At 31.0% G+C, this 20,382-nt stretch carries 18 protein-coding genes; 13 read left to right on the forward strand and 5 right to left on the reverse strand.

The window, feature by feature from the left end; translation table 11 throughout:
* Positions 1 to 5 precede the first annotated feature (5 nt).
* The 3 genes from ACUN3A_RS05400 (at position 6) to ACUN3A_RS05410 (ending at position 2,686) form a co-directional block, all read left to right on the forward strand.
* Positions 6 to 1,112, forward strand: coding sequence for a glycosyltransferase (locus ACUN3A_RS05400; RefSeq protein WP_445552813.1), 1,107 nt, complete (start codon positions 6 to 8; stop codon positions 1,110 to 1,112).
* Positions 1,103 to 1,654 (forward strand): RNA polymerase sigma factor, encoded by a 552-nt coding sequence (locus ACUN3A_RS05405; RefSeq protein WP_445550318.1) that lies wholly within the window; start codon positions 1,103 to 1,105, stop codon positions 1,652 to 1,654. Before ACUN3A_RS05400 ends, ACUN3A_RS05405 begins: the two co-directional genes overlap by 10 nt.
* A 186-nt stretch (positions 1,655 to 1,840) precedes the next feature.
* Positions 1,841 to 2,686 carry an energy transducer TonB gene (locus ACUN3A_RS05410; RefSeq protein WP_445550319.1) on the forward strand — a complete coding sequence of 282 codons (846 nt, stop codon included), beginning with the start codon at positions 1,841 to 1,843 and terminating at the stop codon, positions 2,684 to 2,686.
* A gap of 83 nt (positions 2,687 to 2,769) precedes the next feature.
* On the opposite strand, the gene ACUN3A_RS05415 is transcribed toward ACUN3A_RS05410, so the two are convergent.
* Positions 2,770 to 3,657, reverse strand: coding sequence for a M48 family metalloprotease (locus ACUN3A_RS05415; protein WP_445550320.1), 888 nt, complete (start codon positions 3,655 to 3,657; stop codon positions 2,770 to 2,772).
* A 179-nt stretch (positions 3,658 to 3,836) separates the two neighbouring features.
* Between ACUN3A_RS05415 and lipA the strand changes: the two genes are divergently transcribed.
* From lipA to ACUN3A_RS05430, 3 genes are all read left to right on the forward strand, one after another.
* A complete protein-coding gene (gene lipA / locus ACUN3A_RS05420) occupies positions 3,837 to 4,706 on the forward strand; it encodes a lipoyl synthase (RefSeq protein WP_445550321.1) in 870 nt (289 codons plus the stop codon).
* 75 nt (positions 4,707 to 4,781) lie between these two features.
* Complete coding sequence (gap, locus tag ACUN3A_RS05425; protein ID WP_445550322.1) at positions 4,782 to 5,786, forward strand: type I glyceraldehyde-3-phosphate dehydrogenase; 1,005 nt, start codon at positions 4,782 to 4,784, stop codon at positions 5,784 to 5,786.
* 76 nt (positions 5,787 to 5,862) lie between these two features.
* Entirely contained in the window at positions 5,863 to 8,049 is a 2,187-nt protein-coding gene (locus ACUN3A_RS05430) for an ATP-binding protein (RefSeq protein WP_445550323.1), read from the forward strand.
* Here the strand turns inward: ACUN3A_RS05430 and ACUN3A_RS05435 are convergent.
* On the reverse strand, positions 8,046 to 8,858 hold the full coding sequence (locus tag ACUN3A_RS05435; RefSeq protein WP_445550324.1) for a purine-nucleoside phosphorylase: 813 nt from the start codon (positions 8,856 to 8,858) through the stop codon (positions 8,046 to 8,048). The two genes, ACUN3A_RS05430 and ACUN3A_RS05435, sit on opposite strands and share 4 nt — an antisense overlap.
* 379 nt (positions 8,859 to 9,237) lie before the next feature.
* Between ACUN3A_RS05435 and ACUN3A_RS05440 the strand changes: the two genes are divergently transcribed.
* Together ACUN3A_RS05440 and ACUN3A_RS05445 are read left to right on the forward strand one after the other, a co-directional pair.
* Positions 9,238 to 9,612, forward strand: a complete 375-nt coding sequence (locus ACUN3A_RS05440) for a hypothetical protein (RefSeq protein ID WP_445550325.1) — start codon at positions 9,238 to 9,240, stop codon at positions 9,610 to 9,612.
* Positions 9,613 to 9,712: 100 nt separating this feature from the next.
* Entirely contained in the window at positions 9,713 to 10,870 is a 1,158-nt protein-coding gene (locus ACUN3A_RS05445) for a hypothetical protein (protein ID WP_445550326.1), read from the forward strand.
* Positions 10,871 to 10,884: 14 nt separating this feature from the next.
* Here the strand turns inward: ACUN3A_RS05445 and lpxK are convergent, their stop codons facing one another.
* Positions 10,885 to 11,904 (reverse strand): tetraacyldisaccharide 4'-kinase, encoded by a 1,020-nt coding sequence (gene lpxK / locus ACUN3A_RS05450; RefSeq protein ID WP_445550327.1) that lies wholly within the window; start codon positions 11,902 to 11,904, stop codon positions 10,885 to 10,887.
* 367 nt (positions 11,905 to 12,271) lie between these two features.
* Between lpxK and ACUN3A_RS05455 the strand changes: the two genes are divergently transcribed.
* The 5 genes from ACUN3A_RS05455 to rluF all read left to right on the forward strand — a co-directional run bounded on the left by ACUN3A_RS05455 (position 12,272) and on the right by rluF (position 16,346).
* On the forward strand, positions 12,272 to 13,369 hold the full coding sequence (locus tag ACUN3A_RS05455) for a Nif3-like dinuclear metal center hexameric protein (RefSeq protein ID WP_445550328.1): 1,098 nt from the start codon (positions 12,272 to 12,274) through the stop codon (positions 13,367 to 13,369).
* A gap of 3 nt (positions 13,370 to 13,372) precedes the next feature.
* On the forward strand, positions 13,373 to 14,152 hold the full coding sequence (locus ACUN3A_RS05460) for a zinc ribbon domain-containing protein (RefSeq protein WP_445550329.1): 780 nt from the start codon (positions 13,373 to 13,375) through the stop codon (positions 14,150 to 14,152).
* Between the two features lie 47 nt (positions 14,153 to 14,199).
* Entirely contained in the window at positions 14,200 to 15,057 is an 858-nt protein-coding gene (locus ACUN3A_RS05465) for an alpha/beta fold hydrolase (protein WP_445550330.1), read from the forward strand.
* Positions 15,058 to 15,122: 65 nt separating this feature from the next.
* Positions 15,123 to 15,470, forward strand: a complete 348-nt coding sequence (locus tag ACUN3A_RS05470) for an antibiotic biosynthesis monooxygenase family protein (RefSeq protein WP_445550331.1) — start codon at positions 15,123 to 15,125, stop codon at positions 15,468 to 15,470.
* 63 nt (positions 15,471 to 15,533) lie between these two features.
* Complete coding sequence (gene rluF / locus ACUN3A_RS05475) at positions 15,534 to 16,346, forward strand: 23S rRNA pseudouridine(2604) synthase RluF (RefSeq protein WP_445550332.1); 813 nt, start codon at positions 15,534 to 15,536, stop codon at positions 16,344 to 16,346.
* A 132-nt stretch (positions 16,347 to 16,478) separates the two neighbouring features.
* Here rluF and ACUN3A_RS05480 read toward each other — a convergent pair whose 3' ends face one another.
* Together ACUN3A_RS05480 and ACUN3A_RS05485 are read right to left on the reverse strand one after the other, a co-directional pair.
* Positions 16,479 to 16,907 (reverse strand): PBECR3 domain-containing polyvalent protein, encoded by a 429-nt coding sequence (locus tag ACUN3A_RS05480; protein WP_445550333.1) that lies wholly within the window; start codon positions 16,905 to 16,907, stop codon positions 16,479 to 16,481.
* 262 nt (positions 16,908 to 17,169) lie between these two features.
* The gene (locus tag ACUN3A_RS05485; protein ID WP_445550334.1) at positions 17,170 to 19,893 is read right to left on the reverse strand and encodes an outer membrane beta-barrel protein; all 2,724 of its coding nucleotides are present in this window, start codon (positions 19,891 to 19,893) and stop codon (positions 17,170 to 17,172) included.
* Positions 19,894 to 20,382 lie beyond the last annotated feature (489 nt).

Here is a 20,382-nt window from a genome sequence, read left to right on the forward strand (position 1 = left end):
CAATGATGCTAACCTTTACTTTATACTTTTTTATTGCAATAATTGTCATTCAACTTTTTTATTATTTGGTTGTTTTTGCAAAATTTTCTTTTGCTAAAACACAAGAAAACACTCCAAAAAACATTCCTATTTCTGTAATTGTTTGTGCCAAAAACGAAGAAGAAAACGTTATTAAGTACATCCCTTTATTATTGGAACAGAACTATCCCGACTTCGAAATCGTTTTGATAGACGACGCTTCAAGTGATGATACCCTGGAAGTTTTTGAAGAATATGAAAAACAACATAGTAATATTCGTTTGGTTAAAGTAAAAAACAACGAAGCTTTTTGGGGAAATAAAAAATACGCATTAACATTAGGAATTAAAGCTGCCAAAAAAGACTATCTTTTATTTACAGATGCCGATTGTTACCCAACTTCTAAAGATTGGATCACTTCTATGAGCGCTCAGTTTACAAAAGAAGAAACAATTGTTTTAGGCTATGGCGCTTATGAAAAAGTTGCTAATTCTTTCTTGAATAAAATAATCCGTTTTGAGACTTTGCTAACTGCTCTTCAGTATTTTTCCTGGGCAAAAATGGGCAAACCGTACATGGGTGTTGGACGTAATTTAGCATACAAAAAAGACGAGTTTTTCAAGGTAAATGGCTTTATAGATCACATTCAGATTCGTTCTGGAGATGATGATTTATTTATTAATCAAGCAGCAAATTCAGACAATATCGCTATAAGTTATTCACCTGAAAGCTTTACAGCCTCTACACCAAAAACTACTTATAAGGATTGGTTTATTCAAAAAAGAAGACACGTTGCAACAGCCGAATTTTATAAAACATTCGACAAAATGCAACTTGGATTATTCTTTAGCACCCAATTATTGTTCATATTACTACCAATTGCTTTATTGCTTTTTCAATTCCAATGGATATTGGTATTGAGTCTTATCGGCTTTAGATATTTAGTTACTTGGATTGTAATTGGCTTTGCTGCTGGAAAATTAAAAGAAAAAGATGTGATGTATTGGTATCCTATTATCGAAATTATCCTTATATTCACTCAAATTAATGTCTTTGTAACAAACATCTTCTCAAAACCTGCACATTGGAAATAAGTAAACAAATAGAAAAAGCAAAGAACGGAAATCAAGTTGCCTTTACTTTTCTACTGGATTACTATTGGAATGAAGTGTATGGTTTTATGCTAAAACGTACTGAAAACGAAACCACAGCGGAAGATATTACTATTGAAACTTTCTCTAAAGCATTTGATAAAATAGCCACATACAACTCCGAATTTCAATTTAATACGTGGTTAATTTCTATTGCAAAAAATGTGCACATCGATTTAATTCGTAAAAAAAAATCAAGCCTTTTTATTGAAATTACTGACGAGCAAGACCAAACCGCTTACAATATTGCCGATACTACACCATCGGCAGAAGATGTATTAATCACTGAGCAAAATCTTTCTCAATTATTACAATTCATCAAAGAATTGAAACCTCATTATCAGGAAGTAATCCAATTGCGTTATTTTCAGGAAATGAGTTATCAAGAAATCGCCAACAAAATTGACGAACCTTTGAGTAATGTAAAAATCAAATTGCTTCGTGCCAAAAAATTACTTTCTGAAATCATTCAAAACAGAAGATGATATTCTTAATTTTTTAAACACACATCCCTTATAAATATTGACTTTGTTTTAAAAATTTAATTATTTAACAAAATAATTAATAAATTCACACTATTCCACATACTAATATTCTGGTTATTTGCGTTAGAAGTTTAAACTACGCTAGCTTATGATTTAATTACTACTTAACCATTAAATTCATAAATTATGTCTAAACTAAACCTCTACGAAACAAGCTGGACCGACATCGTATTCGAAAACCGTAACAAAGACTATGGTGCGTATCATTTACGCCAAGAAAACACCAAAACAGCCTTTTTTGCGCTACTCATGGGAATATCGCTTTTGACAGCTGTAATAAGTATTCCTATGATTTATAATCATTTAAATTCAGAACATGGAACTATAATTTCGTGCCCAATAGCTGAACTACCTCCACTTGTGGTTTCAGAATTTGCCCCATATGTACCGCCAAAAACAACAGAGGATGAAGCACCTATGCCTCAAATTGAAAGTCCAATTACAGATAAAATTAATACCGATGCTCAACTTATAAATCCAGTAGTAGTTCAAGCCGCATTAGCAACCCCTGATAATATTGCCAGTAACGTTGACCTTAAAAACAATCCTAGTGACAATATTTCAAGTACAGCAGGCACAGGTACAGGCACAACTACCTCAACCGGAACTGGTACTGGAATAGGAACAGGAGACAATTCTGGAATTACTGATACCAGTATCCTGTCTAGCAATGTAGTTGACAAAAAACCTGAATTTTCAGGAGGAATCAATAAGTTTTACACCTACGTTGGTAATAATTTTGAAAAACCAGAAATAGAAAATGAGAGTCTAATCCGTGTGAATGTTTCTTTTGTTATTGAAAAAGACGGAAGCATGACAGATATCAAAGTTTTGAAAGACCCAGGTTATGGATTAGGAAAAGAAGCCATCCGTGTTTTAAAATCATTAAAAACTAAATGGATTCCAGGCATATACGAAGGCAAAGCAGTTCGTACCTCATATAGCTTACCGATTCTAATTCAAATAGATTAATTTCAGCTAATTAAATAAAAAAGAGAAAGCCGAATTTTTATAATTCGGCTTTCTCTTTTTTGATATTTATAAACTACTACTAATTATTTTTTAGTTGTAGTCGTCTTTTTAGTTGTTGTTGTCTTTTTAACTGTAGTAGGTGTCGTCACTTTAGTTGGAATAGTATTCACAATTGGTTTTTGCACATAAGCTTTATACAAACCATCTTTCGTAGCTCTTGCTTTTGCATTATCGGCTCTTAATTTTGAATCAGGGTGAGAACTCATCATTTGATCAATAAAAGAACTTTGAGTACCCTCACTCAATTTTTCCAATATTCTAAATGCAGATTCTTCAGCATTTACATCATATCCATTTTTTTTCATAAAATCATAAGCAAACAAATCTGCTTCCGATTCTTGTTTACGACTGTATTTACTATCAATCATAGCACTACCAATCTTAGCCAACTGACTATCCGTAATTGTAGAAATTTTAACTGATTGAGAAGAAGCCGCATCAATCAAAGCTTCTTTTTGATAGGCAGCTTTCATAGCATCTCTGGAATCATGATTATTAACATGACCAATTTCGTGACCAATAACCGCTATTAATTCATTATCATCCATTACATCCATCAAACCAGAAAAAACACGTACACTACCATCGGCAGTTGCAAATGCATTGATATCTTTAGTTAAATATACTTTGTAATTCAAGGTATAAAATTCTCCTTTTGTATATTTTCCAAAAACTCTAGCTAAACGAATTGCATAAGGATTTGTAGCTTCTGCTACTTTATTTTCAGCATCCATTTTGTCGACAGCTGGCTTAGACAAAGCCGCAGCATCTGCATCGCTAAAAGTAAATCCTGTTATTCCTTTTTGAACCGCCCCTAGGGCTTTTTCACCAAAATTAATTTGCGATTGTACTGTAGATATTCCAAACAAAGTAGCTAAAAAAGCTCCTAGTAGTAATGATTTCGTATTCATTTTGTATTTAGTTTAATTGAATACGCAAATATACTACAAGTTTAAAAATTCCTGAATATTCTTCCCTTTTTATATTCAAAATCAGTTTTGATTAACCAACAAGTTTTATCAAAATTCACAAATATGGAACTCTAATTCTAAAACTACATTGCTTATCTTTGCAGTCTGAAAAATGAAATATGGAAACTGTTTTAGATAATACATTACCCGTTGGAAAGCCAAAATGGTTAAAAGTAAAACTACCAATAGGTCAAAAATATACAGAACTTAGAGGCTTAGTCGATAAATATAGCTTGAATACTATTTGTACTTCAGGAAGTTGCCCTAATATGGGAGAATGCTGGGGTGAAGGAACTGCTACTTTTATGATTCTGGGAAATGTTTGTACGCGTTCTTGTGGTTTTTGTGGTGTAAAAACTGGAAGACCCGAAACTGTAGATTGGGATGAGCCTGAAAAAGTAGCCCGTTCGATAAAAATAATGAATATAAAACACGCTGTCGTTACAAGTGTTGACAGAGATGATTTGAAAGATGGCGGATCTATTATATGGATCGAAACAGTAAAAGCTATCCGTAGAATGAACCCAAACACAACTCTCGAAACTTTGATTCCCGATTTTCAAGGTATCGAAAGAAATATCGATCGTATCGTTGAAGCTAATCCTGAAGTAGTATCACACAATGTTGAAACAGTTCGTAGATTGACTCGTGAAGTACGTATACAAGCAAAATACGACCGAAGCCTGGAAGTTTTGAGATACCTTAAAGAAAAAGGTATTAACAGAACTAAATCTGGAATTATGCTTGGTCTTGGCGAACAAGAAGAAGAAGTCTATCAAACAATGAGAGATTTAAGAGATGCCAATGTTGATGTAGTTACTATTGGTCAATATTTACAACCTAGTAAAAAACATCTTCCTGTAAAAGAGTTCATTACGCCAGAGCAATTCAAAAAATATGAAGAATATGGCTTAGAACTTGGCTTCCGTCATGTAGAAAGTGGCCCATTAGTACGCTCTTCTTATAAAGCACAAAAACATATATTATAAATCGTTTATTCGGAAAATCGTTTAATTGTTTAATCGACTAAACGATTTACCAAATAAACAATTAAACGATTAAACTTGAAAACAAGAATCGCTATTAATGGTTTTGGAAGAATTGGAAGAAATTTATTCCGACTTCTATTAAACCACCCAACTATTGAAGTAATTGCTATCAATGATATTGCCGATAAAAAAACAATGGCTCATTTGGTGAAATACGATAGTATTCACGGTGTTTTGCCTTTTGCTGTAACCCATGACGAAAAAGGAATTACAGTTGATGGAAAACATATTTTATTTTTTCACGAAAAAAAAATCTCTAACCTAGATTGGAAAACTATAGACATTGATTTTGTAATAGAATCAACTGGGAAATACAAAACTTTTGAAGAAATTAATGCTCATGTTTTGGCTGGAGCCAAAAGGGTAATTTTATCAGCTCCATCTGAAGTAGACACCATAAAAACAGTAGTATTAGGTGTTAATGAATCTATTCTTGACGGAACCGAAACTATTATCTCTAACGCAAGTTGTACGACCAACAATGCGGCACCTATGATTAAAGTCATTCAAGAACTTTGCGGTATCGAACAAGCGTACATCACAACAATTCACTCTTTTACTACGGATCAAAGTTTACACGACCAACCTCATAAAGATTTACGAAGAGCCAGAGGAGCAAGCCAATCTATTGTTCCAACAACGACTGGTGCAGCCAAAGCTTTAACTAAAATTTTCACTTCACTTGATGGTAAAATGGGTGGTTGTGGAATTCGTGTTCCAGTGCCTGATGGCTCTCTGACTGATATCACATTCAATGTAAAACAATCTGTCACTATTCAAGAGATAAACAATGCATTTAAACTAGCTTCGGAAACCAATTTAAAAGGGATTTTAGAATATACTGAAGATCCAATTGTATCAGTAGATGTGCTTGGTAACAAAAATTCATGTATATTTGATTCCCAACTAACTTCAGTAATTGATAAAATGGTAAAAGTAGTTGGTTGGTATGATAATGAAATTGGATATTCTTCCCGAATCATTGATCTTATTTTATTATTAAATTCTAATAAAAAATAAATTTAAGAAAATGCAGTACAAGTAATTACCTACAAGTTACTATCCGGCGATAATGCCTATTCATAAATAGCAACATATGAAATATTTCTTGTTATTATTTTTTCTCTTTCAAACCCTGCTCTATCCTCAAAAAAGAGTAAAGATAGAGAATGATAGTATTGCCTATTACACAAAATTAGTAATAGCTAATGAGAAACAAAATGATTACAAGTATGTGCTATATTATTCTCAGAAACTAATCAATTATTGCAAAAAAAACAAAAAAATTGAAGCCGAAGCTATTCAAAATTTCAACTTAGGCAAAATCTACTTCGATTTAAAACTTCACAATGATGCTATTGAAGCGTTTAGAAAAAGCATTTTAATATTCAATAGCATCTCCACAAACCCAAATAAAAAAGTAGCCGCCGCTTATTATTATTTAGGGTTGATTTATATTGAAAAAAAGAATTTCACTCTTGCAGAAACCTCTATCTTTAAATCTGAAGAAATTAATAAAAAATTAGATCTTAAAGAATACACAGATCGAATCATTTTGCAAAAAGGAATACTTTCTATGCACAAAGACAATGATTCTTTGGCATCGTCTTACTTTGGTTCTATTGCTGCTAAACCAGAAAACAATGTTTTAGCAAACACAAAAGCGGAAGCTTTATACCAAATAGGAGCTATTGAAGAAAAAAACAAACGTCATAACCTTGCCTTAATTTACTTCAATAAAGCGCTGGAATTAAACAAAAAAACCAACGATCTTAACCAACAATCAAATATTTTATTAGCATTAAGCACAACCCATGATAAATTATTAGATAAAACAGTAGCTTACACCTATTTGAAAAAATATCTGAATCTAAAAGAAAGCATTACACTAGCTAATGAAGAAAAACTAGGTATTAACGATTATGAAGCTTTTAAAGAATCTCAGCAAATTCAAGACGAATTACAGAAAGAAAAAGAAAATAAGGAAAAAGACGAAAGCGATAAAGTTTCTAAATTAATTAGCATATTAGCTGTTGCTATTATTTCTATCCTCTCATTATTAAGTTTATCTCTTTACAAGAACAATATTATACGCAATAATACTTATTCATTATTAAAAGAGAAAAATAATGAATTGATTATTGCCAAAAACAAAGCTGAAGAAGCATCAAAAGCCCGAGCTGAATTTTTATCGACAGTTAGCCACGAACTTCGAACACCTTTAAATGCTATTAACGGAATAACGCATTTACTATTAGAAGAAAATCCGAAAAAAACCCAAATGCATTACTTAACGTCATTGCAGTTTTCTGGCAACTATTTAACCAATTTTATTAATGACATCTTAGAGATAAACAAAATTGAGTCCAATAAAATAGAAATTGAATACATTTCTTTCAATCTTAAACAATTATTGGCAGACATTCAAAACTCTCTTAAGGAAATCGCCACTGTAAACAACAACAAATTCATCCTAAAAATTGACTCCGCAATTCCTGAAAATTTAATTGGTGATCCAACAAAATTATCTCAAATTTTCATGAACCTAATCAATAATGCATTAAAATTCACCAACAATGGAACAGTGAGTGTTGTTGGTCGTTTAAGGAATCAGACAACAGATACTGCTACTATTTATTTCCAAATTATTGATACAGGTATTGGAATCCCTGAAGACAAATTAAAAACTGTATTTGAGAGTTTCTCACAAGGATCTATTGAAATCAACAGAAAATTTGGAGGCACAGGGCTAGGACTAACTATTGTTAAAAAACTTGTTCGAATATTAGGAGGTCGCATACGATTGAAAAGTACTGTTGGTGAAGGCTCCACTTTTTCATTTGAATTGAATTTTAAAATAAACCCTAAACCAGTTCAAATCAAATCGGTAATTAAAAATTATAATCCTGAAATATTCAAAAATAAAAAGATATTATTAGTTGAGGACAATAAAATCAACCAAATGATTACCCAAAAGATGCTTACCCGAAAGGATATGGAATGCACCATTTTGGATAACGGTGAAGAAGCAATTCAAATTTTAAAAAAACACACCTACGATTTAGTTCTAATGGATGTTCATCTTTTAGGCATAAACGGTACTATTGCTACTCAACAAATTAGAGAGTTTGACAACAAAACTCCAATTATTGCACTTACTGCTATATCATTAAATGAAAATAGAGAAATGCTGATTTCGTTTGGTATGACCGATGTAATAACAAAACCTTTCATTCCCGAAGATTTCTATACGACAATTGCAAAAAACTTCAGCAATTGTTAACTCCTCACAATCAATTCTTTTATAAGCATTCGTAAATTAGGTTCAGCACTTTTGGCAGCTTCTAAAACCTCATTATGAGAAATTGTTGATATACTTTCCTCATTCCCCATATCTGTAATAATAGAAATTCCAAAAGTTTCCAATTCCATATGGCGAGCTACAATTACTTCTGGAACAGTGGACATTCCAACGCAATCAGCTCCCAAAATTTTGACCATTCTATATTCTGCTAATGTTTCAAAAGTAGGTCCTTGCAATCCTAAATAAACCCCTTCATGAATTTCTATGTTTAATTCTTTTGCAATGACTTTTGCTTCACGAATCATTTCAACAGAATAAGGCTGGCTCATATTTACAAACCTTGGACCAAAACGTTCATCATTATTACCTCTTAAAGGATGTTCTGGCATAAAATTAATATGATCTTTAATTATCATAATGGAACCCACTTTATAATTTGGATTCACACCTCCAGAAGCATTTGAAACTATTAATTTTTCAATTCCCAAATACTTCATCACCCGAACTGGAAAAGTCACCTCTTGCATCGAATATCCTTCATAATAATGAAAGCGGCCTTGCATAGCAACCACTTTTTTAGATCCAATAGTTCCAAAAACCAATGCTCCCTTGTGACCTTGAACTGTCGAAACAGGAAAATTAGGAATTTCATCATAAGGCAATAGGTAATCAATCGCAATTTCCTCCGAAAATCCACCTAATCCAGATCCTAAAATCACACCAAACTCAGGAATAAAATTAATTTTTCCTTTAATATAACTAACTGTTTCTTGTACTTGGTCCCACATAATTGTTTTCTATAATAGATTTACTTTTAAATATTTTGCAACAACTCCATATCATAATATCATTAAGTTAAGCTTTTAATTATTCTCGCTAAGGCGCAAAGACGCAAAATTTAGAACCAATTTCTTTGCGTCTTCGCGTCTCTGCGAGAGATGGATTCAAACAAATCTTAGATAAAAATCCATAAATTAATGACATTGCTTCATATCCGTATTTTAATTTCAAATTAAAAAAGAAGAAAATTCATAAAAAAATCATAATGCTAAAAAATTTATTATTATAAATATTACATTAGCAAGTAATTTCTGCCTACTAAGCAAGATTATTTCCTTAGTTGATAGAGAAAGAATGTATCGTTACACTTATTAATACATAACTATTATGAGATATATAATTCCAGCCCTCTTTTTTTGCTTCCTTTCTTTTTCACAAACTAATGATACAATATACAATAAAGCAAAAAACTTATCTGTATTTAGTTTTAAACCAGATCTTTTATCCAAATTTAAACCAAATTTAAATTATAAATTTAAGGCGACTACTATTCCTGTATTGTCAGTTTACAATCGCAACACTAAATTAAATGATATCTACTATCTTCCTAAAGATTCCATTTATGCTACAAAATCAGTAGTTTTTAATACTTATCAATTTATAAAACAGGATTCATTCAATCCATACGGAGCGAACAATTTAGGAACAGGACTTATTATGGGAGCAATAAATACAGTTTTTAAATACAATTTTAAATTATAGTTTTCATATCAAATTTAAATATTCAGTAGTTACGAATTGAAGAAATAGTGTAAAATAAACTAAAAGAAAAGCATAACTGTTTAACACAAAAAAACAAAAATTGAAATATATAATAGTACTACATTTATTTATAATCTCTTCGTTTTCTTATTCTCAAAACTTTCAAGTTAACAAAATAGTTGTTGATAAAAACACCAAATCTCCTCTAGAAAGCGTCCTTATTTTTAATGAAAGTGACAACTCTACCACAAATGCAGATGGAAAATTCGTCTTTGTTTCTCAAAAAAATGAAATCAATTTAAACTTATTAGGCTATGAAGCCATAAAAACTACGTTTGACAAACTAAAGACTTCCAACGACACCATTTTTATGCAAATAAAAGCCACTCAATTGGAAGAAGTTGTTGTGAGTAACACTCCCGCTTTTATGAAAAAAGTGTTTGAAAAATTTAAAGATAACTATCTCCCAAATTATACGATTAATTTTTTCTTAAGAAACACACTTAAAAAAAACAATACTACTATTGTTTTACAAGATGTTTACGCCAAACAAAATAAAAACAATAGCAAAAAAAAGAAGACTACTATTGAAATTTTGAATATGAGAAAAATTAGTTTATTTGAAAAAAAAGACCACATCGGTTTTAAATTCCCTGCTTTAAATAATTTTATAAACATTGTAGGTCCATTATATAACAAATGTTCATTTACAGAAATCCCATTTAATGATAGTAATTTCAAGAAAATATTATTCGAAACGATTGAAAAAAATGAGATTGGACAAATTTGGAAAGGCTATTTTATTATTAATCGTAACGATTATGCAATAGTCGAATACAGTCTAAATCCATTTAGTGATCCAAAGGATATTCCTTATAAAGAAATGTTGCTTTCAAGCGGAAAATACAGATCAGTTGAATGGACAAAATGGGCACAATTTACCAAAGATAAAGAATCAAATAAATATTATCTGAATAATTTAAAACTGGAAGAAAAAATAGAATTAATAGCAAATGAAAAAACATTTTATTTGAATTTAAACATGAACTATTTTGTAACAAACTGCCCGACTAAGGAAGAAATAAAACCCAATTTTTCTGCCGATAAAGATGTTTTTAAAGCTGACTTTTCATATTCTAAAGATTTTTGGGATAATCAAAATCAATTACCACTGACTAAAGAATTAGAGCTGTTTTTAAAATCTGTAGTTGATAAAAAAGATAAGACTAAAGAATATCGAATAATAGGCAACTTTTAATCCAAATTAAAAAACTAAACGATACTTTTTGTCACGTAATTCAAAATGATTTTCTCAAAGTTTTCGCTTCCTGATAGAAATGAACTTTTTATAGGCAAATAATAAAGTTGTTCACTTAAAATACTCCCCTTCAATCGAACATAATCTTTTTCGGTTGTTACGATAATTTTACCGTTTGCTTTTTTCTTAATTTCTTGTAATTCGCTTTCGCTAAAATGATGGTGATCCGTAAAAGTCAAACATTCATCATTTCCTTGCTTCAAATGGGTAAAAAACGATTCAGGCTTGGCAATACCAGCTAAAAGCAACTTCTCCATCGATTTAACGGCATCAACTTTTATTGTTTTTTCATTCGAATAAACCACTTCATCATACTCAATAAAGGTAAAAAACAAACTTTGAGTTGGAGAAAGATTTAGTTGATTTTTAATAGTATTTTGAGCTTCCGAAGATAAATTAGGTGGACATTTGGTAACAATAATAATATTCGCTCTTTGCGCTCCACTTCTACTCTCACGCAAATTTCCAGTAGGCAACATAAAATCATCACAATACAAATCACCATACGAAGTAAGCATAATGTAAAACCCTGCTTTTACTTTTCGATGTTGAAAAGCGTCATCCAATAAAATAATCTCAGGTTTAACCGAACCAGAAAGTAATTGCTCAATTCCATTCTTTCGATTAGCATCAACGGCAACCTGAATATTCTTGAATTTTTGATAAAACTGAAACGGTTCATCTCCCAATTGTAAAGCATCCGAAGTTGAATTTGCCAAAACAAAACCTTCCGATTGTCTTTTATAACCTCTGCTCAAGGTTGCTACTCTAAATTCATTAGAAAGTAACCGAATTAAACCTTCTATTTGTGGTGTTTTCCCTGTTCCTCCAACGCTTAGATTTCCCACCGCAATAATTGGTAAATCAAAAGAATATGATTTTAGAAGTCCCTTATCAAAAAGAAAATTCCGGATACTTGTAATAAAGCCATACAAAACGGCGAACGGAAACAGTATTTTTCGAAGTAAATTCATTTTACGAAAGTAAAACATTTTATCATAATAGTAAAAGTAATCGCAAGTCTAAAAAAACCAAACAACAACTAAATATCTCTGAATATTAAAACCTGCTTAAACTTTTAGATTATTATTTTGTCTAAATAATTAAACTCAAATAAACATACAATTTGTTATAATAATGAACAGCTAAAAAGTCATACAAATTAGCTAATGAACTCGTAATTTTTTCAATATAAATTGATATTACGAAAATATAATATTTTATCTTTGAACGTAAATTTTTAAAAAAATCTGAGTCTTACAATACAAATTAATAACACCCAATAAGGATTATTGATTTTTAGCGTTTAGATAAATAAAATACCCCAAAAAAGATTAAAAAATGAGTACAATAAAAGGAATTCTCTCTGTTCTCGAAGAAATGGCTCCATTGGCTTATGCCGAAGATTTTGACAATGTAGGATTAATAGTTGGAGACGAAAATGCAACAGTAACTGGTGTTTTAGTATGCCACGATGCTTTAGAAAATGTGATTGATGAAGCTATTGCAAAAAAATGCAATTTGGTTGTTTGTTTCCATCCTATTTTATTTTCTGGTATAAAGAAAATAACTGGTAAAAATTATGTAGAACGCTCCCTTCTCAAAGCTATAAAAAATGATATTGCTATATACGCCGTTCACACTGCGCTAGATAACCATCCTGAGGGAGTAAATAAAATATTTTGTGATACTTTGGAACTTATAAACACTAAAATATTAATTCCAAAACAAAATCACATTCGCAAATTAGTTACCTACACGATTCGTGACAATGCCGAAAAAGTTCGTAATGCATTGTTTGAAGCTGGAGCAGGAAGTATTGGTAATTATGACAAATGCAGTTTTAACTCCGAGGGAACTTTTACCTATCAAGGTAACGAAAAAAGTGAACCAACCGTTGGTGAAAGAGGTGTGATGTCTAGAGGAACCGAAACCAAAATTGAAGTGGTTTATGCTAAACATTTAGAATCAAAAATCATAAAAGCGCTTCGTGAAAATCATATTTACGAAGAAGTAGCTACCGAAATCTACAATATGAAAAATACTTTTAATCATATTGGTTTGGGAATGATTGGTGAACTAAAAGAAGAAATGGATGAAAAGGAATTTTTGGTTTATGCAAAAAATAAAATGCTAGCCAATGGAATTCGTCACTCGGCCTTTACAGGAAAAAAAATAAAGAAAGTAGCTGTTTTGGGTGGATCTGGTAGTTTTGCTATAAAAAATGCAATTCAGGCTGGCGCTGATGTCTTTTTGACTGCCGATTTAAAATATCATCAATATTATGAAGCCGAAAATCAGCTTTTATTAGCCGATATTGGACATTTTGAAAGCGAACGTTATACAAAAGAGTATATTGTTGATTATCTTAGAAAAAAAATCCTTAATTTTGCAATCATTTTATCGGAAGAAAATACAAATCCAGTTAAGTACTTATAGAATATGGCGAATACGAAAGAATTAAGTGTTGAGGACAAGTTAAGAGCAATATATGATTTACAACTTATTGACTCTAGAATTGACGAAATCAGAAACGTTAGAGGTGAACTTCCTTTAGAAGTTGAAGATTTAGAAGATGAAGTTGCAGGTTTAAGCACTCGTTCAGAAAAATTGAAAAGTGAACTTGAGGTAATCGAGAACCTTATCAAAGAAAAAAAGAACGCAATTGACGAACACAAAGAAGCGGTAAAAAAATACACTAAACAACAAGAAAGTGTTCGTAATAACCGAGAATTCAACTCTTTGACTAAAGAAGTTGAATTTCAAGAATTAGAAATTCAATTAGCTGAGAAGCAAATTAAAGAAATGAAAGCTTCTATTGAACACAAAAAAGAAGTAATCAATTCTTCAAAAGAAAAATTAGATTCTAAATCATCGCATTTAAAACATAAAAAATCAGAATTGGATGCTATTATGTCTGAAACTCAAAAAGAAGAAATCTTCTTAACTGAGAAATCAGCAGAATTTGAAGCATTAATTGAAGAACGTTTATTAGTTGCTTACAAAAGAATTAGAAGCAGTGTTCGTAACGGACTAGCTGTTGTTTCTATCGAAAGAGGAGCTTCTGCAGGATCATTCTTTACTATTCCACCACAAACACAAGTAGAAATTGCGGCTAGAAAGAAAATCTTAATTGATGAGCACTCTGGAAGAATTTTAGTTGACAGTGTATTGGCTGAAGAAGAAAAAGAGAAAATGGAACAATTATTTTCTAAGTTCTAAAAATAACTAAGCCTCGAATTTCGAGGCTTTTTTTTATATCCTTTATTTTGAGTTTAAAAAAAAGCATCCGATTTATCGTTGTCAAATCCGTTGGACAATACATCAATCTTCTCCATTTTATTGATCCCAAAAAAGCGTTGCATTTATCTTATACACTTTTTACCAATCCAAGAGTGGGACGGATTTCTAATAAAGACCTTCCAAGCGTACTACAAGACACTGATAAAGAAACATTTCAACACAACGAACATCAATTTCAAACTTATACCTGGAAAGGTAACGATACCAAAATCCTTTTGGTTCATGGATGGGAAAGTAATTCGGCACGTTGGGGAAAATTGCTGCCTTATTTACAACAATCAGGAAGCACCATTATTGCAATAGATGCTCCTGCGCACGGACAAAGTAGCGGTGTAAATTTCAATGTCCCGCTTTATACAGAATTCATCAATAAAGCAGTAGAAAAATACCAGCCAACTATTATCATCGGCCATTCTATTGGTGGAGCTGCGTGTATATACCATCAATATTTACACCCCGAAACGAGCATTCAGAAAATGGTCATTCTCGGCGCTCCTTCTGATTTGAAAACACTACTTGATAATTACATCCGAATGTTGAGTTTGAATCCAAAAATGTTCACTCCTTTGGAAAAACATTATTTGAAAAATTTCAGTATTAAACTAGACAATTTCTCAGGAGCCACATTAGCCAAACAAATTAAAATCGAAGGTATTATTGCACACGATATCAACGATACAATAGTTGCATTTGAAGAAGGCAAAAAAATTGCAGCTAATTGGAAGAACGGTCGTTTTATAACTACTAACAATCTGGGGCATTCCATGCATGACGACACACTATACAAAGATATATATGATTTTTTATTTGAAGCCAAAAAATAGGCTTTATTATTATCTATTCCCGCTCATTATATTAATTTAGACTTCACCTAATAAATTAAAACAATATGATAGCTGTAATTTTTGAAGTCATCCCGAACGAAGGAAAAAAAGAAGAATATCTTGATATCGCTTCACAATTAAGACCAGAATTAGAGAAGATAGAAGGTTTTATTTCTATAGAAAGATTTCAGAGTTTTAATGATCCTGAAAAAGTTTTGTCATTATCTTTTTGGAAAGATGAAGAAAGTATTCAACAATGGAGAAATCTTGAAATGCATCGATATGCACAATCAAAAGGGCGTCAAGAAATATTTAAAGATTATCATTTACGAATTGCAACAGTAAATCGTGACTACGGAATGTTTGATCGCAAAGAAGCACCACAAGACAGTTTTAAATTTCATCAGAAATAAAACCAAATTAAATCTAAGAAGTCTAACAATCCAAGAAGTCTAAATTTTGACTACTTTTGCAGTATGGAAGAAAATCTAAAACGTCTCAATAAATTCATCGGAGAAACTGGCTATTGCTCTCGTCGCGAAGCTGATAAAATTATCGAAGAAGGTCGAGTAACCATCAACGGTGTTGTACCGGAATTGGGAACCAAAGTTTCACCATATGACGAAGTGCGTATAGATGGGAAATTAATTCGGGAGAAAAATGAAAAACCAGTATATCTTGCTTTCTATAAACCTGTTGGAATAGAATGTACTACCAATCTGGACGTTCGTGATAACATTGTAGATTATATCAATTATCCAAAACGTATTTTTCCTATTGGTCGTTTGGACAAAGCCAGTGAAGGTTTAATTTTCATGACTAATGACGGTGATATTGTAAACAAGATTTTACGTGCTAGAAACAATCACGAAAAAGAATATACTGTAACAGTAAACAGACCAATAACGGATCGTTTTATTGAACGAATGGGAAATGGAGTACCCATTTTGGACACGGTTACACGCAAATGTAAAGTAGAGCAAATCAGTAAGAATATTTTCAAAATCATTCTGACACAGGGATTGAATCGTCAAATTCGTAGAATGTGCGAATATTTAGGGTATGAAGTTACGGCTTTAAAACGCATCCGAATTATCAATATTTCACTCGACGTTCCAGTTGGTCGTTACCGAGATTTGACTGATGCTGAAATAAAAGAATTAAATGAACTTATAGAACCTTCTAGCAAAACGGAAGAAGCTAGTTTACCAAAAATAGAAACTCCCAAACGAAGAACAGAATTTATAAAAAAAGACGATCCTCGATTTAAGAAAAGAGGCGATTATTAAATGTTAATATAAACCATCAATCATTAATTTTCAATACATTATGATTATATTTGTATAATCAAAGTACGTTTTGGACGTAAGGAGTAGGTGAAATAGAGCATAACTCGTTGATTTTTTAACCAACTATTTTTCCTAAGTAGTTGGTTTTCTTTTATACATTGTTGTCATACAAAGTTCCTTTTTACCTTTTCTAACTTCTTCTACATAATAAAAAGTATTTTCTATTATAGCTTCATAAAGTATTAAATCATTCCCCATATTATTTTTACTAGTATGAATTATATTTTTTGAAATTATTATTTTAGGTATTAATTCAAAATCTTCATCCGTAATTGCAATTTGACCTCTTAATGCTTCCGTTTTTATATTTCCATGATTTTTAAGTGTGTGATTTATGCTGAATTTATCAATAATTCTTTTATAACCCAATAATTTAAATCCTGTTTTTAGTTCTAAAAATTCAGCTTCTATTTCATCAATAATATTAATTTGTAATTTAGAGTTCGTTGCATTTTTACTGTTTTTAGCAAATTCGACTAAACGCTTTATTTGTTCCTTCATTTTTATGTTCTTTATTTTTAAGTTTAATTAAATACTTTACAGTTCCCATAAAACCTGTTGTTTTAAAAAACACAATATAAGAAATTAATTACATAAAAATAAACAACCCTTTAAATTATCAATTACATATAGGCTAAAATATCGCTTTAAAACTCCCCAATGAATTATACAAATTTTATATTCAGAGCTTAAAATTTAAATTGTTTTACTTGTTCCCTATGACAAATGAGATTTTTTTGTTTTTATTCTTTCCAATAATCATTTACTTCTTCTTCGTTTCAAAATTTTGAAATTTATACAATAAAGAAAACATCACATAACGTTTCAGCACAGTGTTTTCACTATCGATAACAGCAGTTGGTGTGATATATCTCGAAGCACTTTGATTCTGGTCCAGAAGATCATAGACTTTGACTTTGAAACTCATATCTTTTGCAAATTCATAAGACAAACTGATATTCCAAAGGAAAAAATCTTTCTTGAAGCCTGGCGATATATTAGAGTTATAAGAATATCCAAAATCATTTCCGAAAACCCAATTCTTTGGCCATTTATTGGTGATTTCAATTTTTGCATTATGAAATCTATTAGAAGTTGAAGCAAGAAAACTATTATCATAAGTCGTACTATTGTAATTAAAATTATAGGATGGTTTGATACTCAACAATTCACCATAATCATAATTCAATCTTACAGTAGGCGAAAAACCTAATGTTTTAGCTTCAAAAAGTTGAACGTTTGTATAGCCTTTATCAAAATTATAATTAGCAAACAATCCTAAATCAAGTCCGAAAGAATGAGCTTCTTTTTTAAAGGTTTTCGAAAAATTTCCACCTAAATAACTAGTATAAGTTCCTGCAATATTGGTATAGGAACTGACTTGCCTTCCACTAGTATCATATTCCGTAGAATTGATGATTTTATTATCATTGTAAGTTACACTAGAATATACATAATATCCCGAACGGGTCTTATAATCGTAATTCGAATAATTTAAATTCATATAATGCGATTTTCCTGCTTCTAAATTCGGATTTCCTGTAGTTTTATATAAAGGACCATATATAACATCAACAGGCAAAAGTTGATAGTCTTTCGGAATTGTAAATCGACGGTCATAGAATAAATAAAGACTTGCCGTTTTTGAAAACCGATAACTACCATTTACGGAGGCATCTGGAATAATATAATTCTTTTTCAAATCGGTAGAGGTACCTGTATATAACGAATGACTATCGAGATTAATCATATATGTTCCCGTTGAAACTCTTATGTTAAATTTCTTTTTATTGATGCTAAATCCTGCTTTTGGACTAATTTGAAATTTTGTAGAAGTACTAAAATTGCTATACAATTCATTCAAATTACTATACGTTTTGGTAATCGTGTCGAGGTCAAAGGTTGTTTTTTCATCAGTTGTTTTTTCCCAATCCGAAAGCAATTGAATGTTGATGCTCAACGAATCGGTTATGGGTTCTGAATATTGAAAATTAGCAGAATACAAATCTCTTTGATTTGCAGATTTTGTATTTTGCTCTCGCTTTATATTTTTATCGGGTTCCAATTCAAACAAGTTAGTTTGATTAAGAAAAGAATTGGAATCGGAATTGGTATTATCGTTCTTAAAGCTACCCGTGAAATACCTTCCTACTTTCTTCATGGTTTTAAAAATAGAAATATCGTTTACAAAATTAGTTTTATCGTTTTCATCCGAGTTCCATCCATCGGTTTTATTGATAACTTGGTTGGCTTCATTCCAAGTTGTATTATCGAATTTAGAATAGGATTTAGAAAACCCTTTAACTATTTTGGGTTTGACTATCAATTTGGTTTGTGGCAAAATTTCTTGCTCAAAATTAAAATCAAAATTATGATCCGTAGTATTTCTTTTCGAATCGGAATTCGATTCGGAACGATTGGAAGTGTCAGGCTGTAAATTCAGCGATTTAGTTGTGTTTTTATTATCAGACTCCATGTTGGTATAATAATAATTACCGTTGCTTTTGGATTTTTTAAACCATTCATCCGCATAATTCAAACCAATCAAATTCGATTTTATAATTCCATTTCCACCTCCTATTTTTGGTGCTCTTGAGCCATTATTCCTTCCGCCACCCATGTTATCAAAAACCTCATCCATAGAAAAACCTGTGGCATTGATATTATTAGAAGATCCTAGAAAACTAATACGCCTTTTGTCTTTGAAATAACTCATTAATGCACTGCTTTCGTAGCGCTCAGATGATCCAAAGCCACCCATTAATTTCCCAAAAAGACCTTTGTTTTTATCTTTTTCTATGGTTAAATTGATACTTGCATTATTGGAACTTGAAGCTTGTTTGGTAAACTTTTCTTCTTCGGTTTTGGTATCCGAAACCTGTACTTTTTTGATTAATTCGGCAGGTAAATTTTGAAGTGCTACTTTTCCATCTTCACCAAAAAAAGATTTTCCGTTAACTAATATTTGGTTCACTTCTTTACCGTTGACCGTAATTTTCTTGTCTGCATCAATTACCACACCAGGCAATTGTTTCAATAAAGCTTCCACATTGGCATCGGGACGCAACTTGAATGAAGCTGCATTAAACTCTAAAGTATCTTTTTTGACACGGACTGGCGGTGCCGTTGATTTTACCACCACTTCGCTAAGTTCATTTATCTTTTCAATCAAATACACTGTTCCGAAATCTTTGTCAGCATTTATTTTTTCAATATTTTGAGAAAAATCTTGATAACCTTCACTAGCTATTTTAAGAATGACCCTCTCTGCTATTTTCTTGGTTTCTAATTTAAAAATTCCATTTTTATCTGAAATAGTGTAATCAACCACCGAGGAATCTTTGGAACGAATCAAATAAATAGTTGCCGATTCTATTGGAGATTGGGAGTTATCTTTAAAGATTTTACCTTTTAAAGTAATGCCGCTTTGTGCAAAGCAAGAAAAAGAACACAGCAAAATAAAAATTAAGGATAAAATTTTATTCATATTTTAATTGGTAATAATTTGTGTTTTAAAAACACTAATATTTGGTTAGTTAATGGTAGTCATAAAACAGACAATTTCAAAAAAATATGAATTTGCCTATTTATTTAAAGAATTCATTTTAGTCAAGAATAAACCTATAAATATGTTGTTAGTTAAAAAACTAAAAGTATAGTTGTTTAACTAAAATAATAGTTTTTACTTTTTAAAAATATTTTATGAAAATGCAAAGCAAGTAAACAATGATACAATAAAGAAAAAGAAGATTTTTTTCATAATTATTTAGTTATTATTAAGTAAAATAGTTTATTTATTACATTTTTTTAATCCGCCAAACATACTTAATTACTATAGAAAAAAACTACAATTAAATGTTAAAACTACACTTACTTCTGATTAGAATAATTATAAAAGTCATAATTACTTGTTTGATTTCAATCAAGTTTAACGGTATTGCTCATAGAAAAACCTAAGTCAGACTAATTTATTAAA

It is taken from the genome of Flavobacterium sp. WC2509 (assembly GCF_052683105.1).

What these genes read in the sequence shown, in the direction of transcription:
- ACUN3A_RS05400 (WP_445552813.1), top strand. Translation starts at nt 6, where the DNA reads ATGCTAACCTTTACTTTATACTTTTTTATTGCAATAATTGTCATTCAA.
- ACUN3A_RS05410 (WP_445550319.1), top strand. Translation starts at nt 1,841, where the DNA reads ATGTCTAAACTAAACCTCTACGAAACAAGCTGGACCGACATCGTATTC.
- ACUN3A_RS05415 (WP_445550320.1), bottom strand. Translation starts at nt 3,657, where the DNA reads ATGAATACGAAATCATTACTACTAGGAGCTTTTTTAGCTACTTTGTTT.
- lipA (WP_445550321.1), top strand. Translation starts at nt 3,837, where the DNA reads ATGGAAACTGTTTTAGATAATACATTACCCGTTGGAAAGCCAAAATGG.
- ACUN3A_RS05430 (WP_445550323.1), top strand. Translation starts at nt 5,863, where the DNA reads ATGAAATATTTCTTGTTATTATTTTTTCTCTTTCAAACCCTGCTCTAT.
- ACUN3A_RS05435 (WP_445550324.1), bottom strand. Translation starts at nt 8,858, where the DNA reads ATGTGGGACCAAGTACAAGAAACAGTTAGTTATATTAAAGGAAAAATT.
- ACUN3A_RS05440 (WP_445550325.1), top strand. Translation starts at nt 9,238, where the DNA reads ATGAGATATATAATTCCAGCCCTCTTTTTTTGCTTCCTTTCTTTTTCA.
- lpxK (WP_445550327.1), bottom strand. Translation starts at nt 11,904, where the DNA reads ATGAATTTACTTCGAAAAATACTGTTTCCGTTCGCCGTTTTGTATGGC.
- ACUN3A_RS05455 (WP_445550328.1), top strand. Translation starts at nt 12,272, where the DNA reads ATGAGTACAATAAAAGGAATTCTCTCTGTTCTCGAAGAAATGGCTCCA.
- ACUN3A_RS05460 (WP_445550329.1), top strand. Translation starts at nt 13,373, where the DNA reads ATGGCGAATACGAAAGAATTAAGTGTTGAGGACAAGTTAAGAGCAATA.
- ACUN3A_RS05470 (WP_445550331.1), top strand. Translation starts at nt 15,123, where the DNA reads ATGATAGCTGTAATTTTTGAAGTCATCCCGAACGAAGGAAAAAAAGAA.
- rluF (WP_445550332.1), top strand. Translation starts at nt 15,534, where the DNA reads ATGGAAGAAAATCTAAAACGTCTCAATAAATTCATCGGAGAAACTGGC.
- ACUN3A_RS05480 (WP_445550333.1), bottom strand. Translation starts at nt 16,907, where the DNA reads ATGAAGGAACAAATAAAGCGTTTAGTCGAATTTGCTAAAAACAGTAAA.
- ACUN3A_RS05485 (WP_445550334.1), bottom strand. Translation starts at nt 19,893, where the DNA reads ATGAATAAAATTTTATCCTTAATTTTTATTTTGCTGTGTTCTTTTTCT.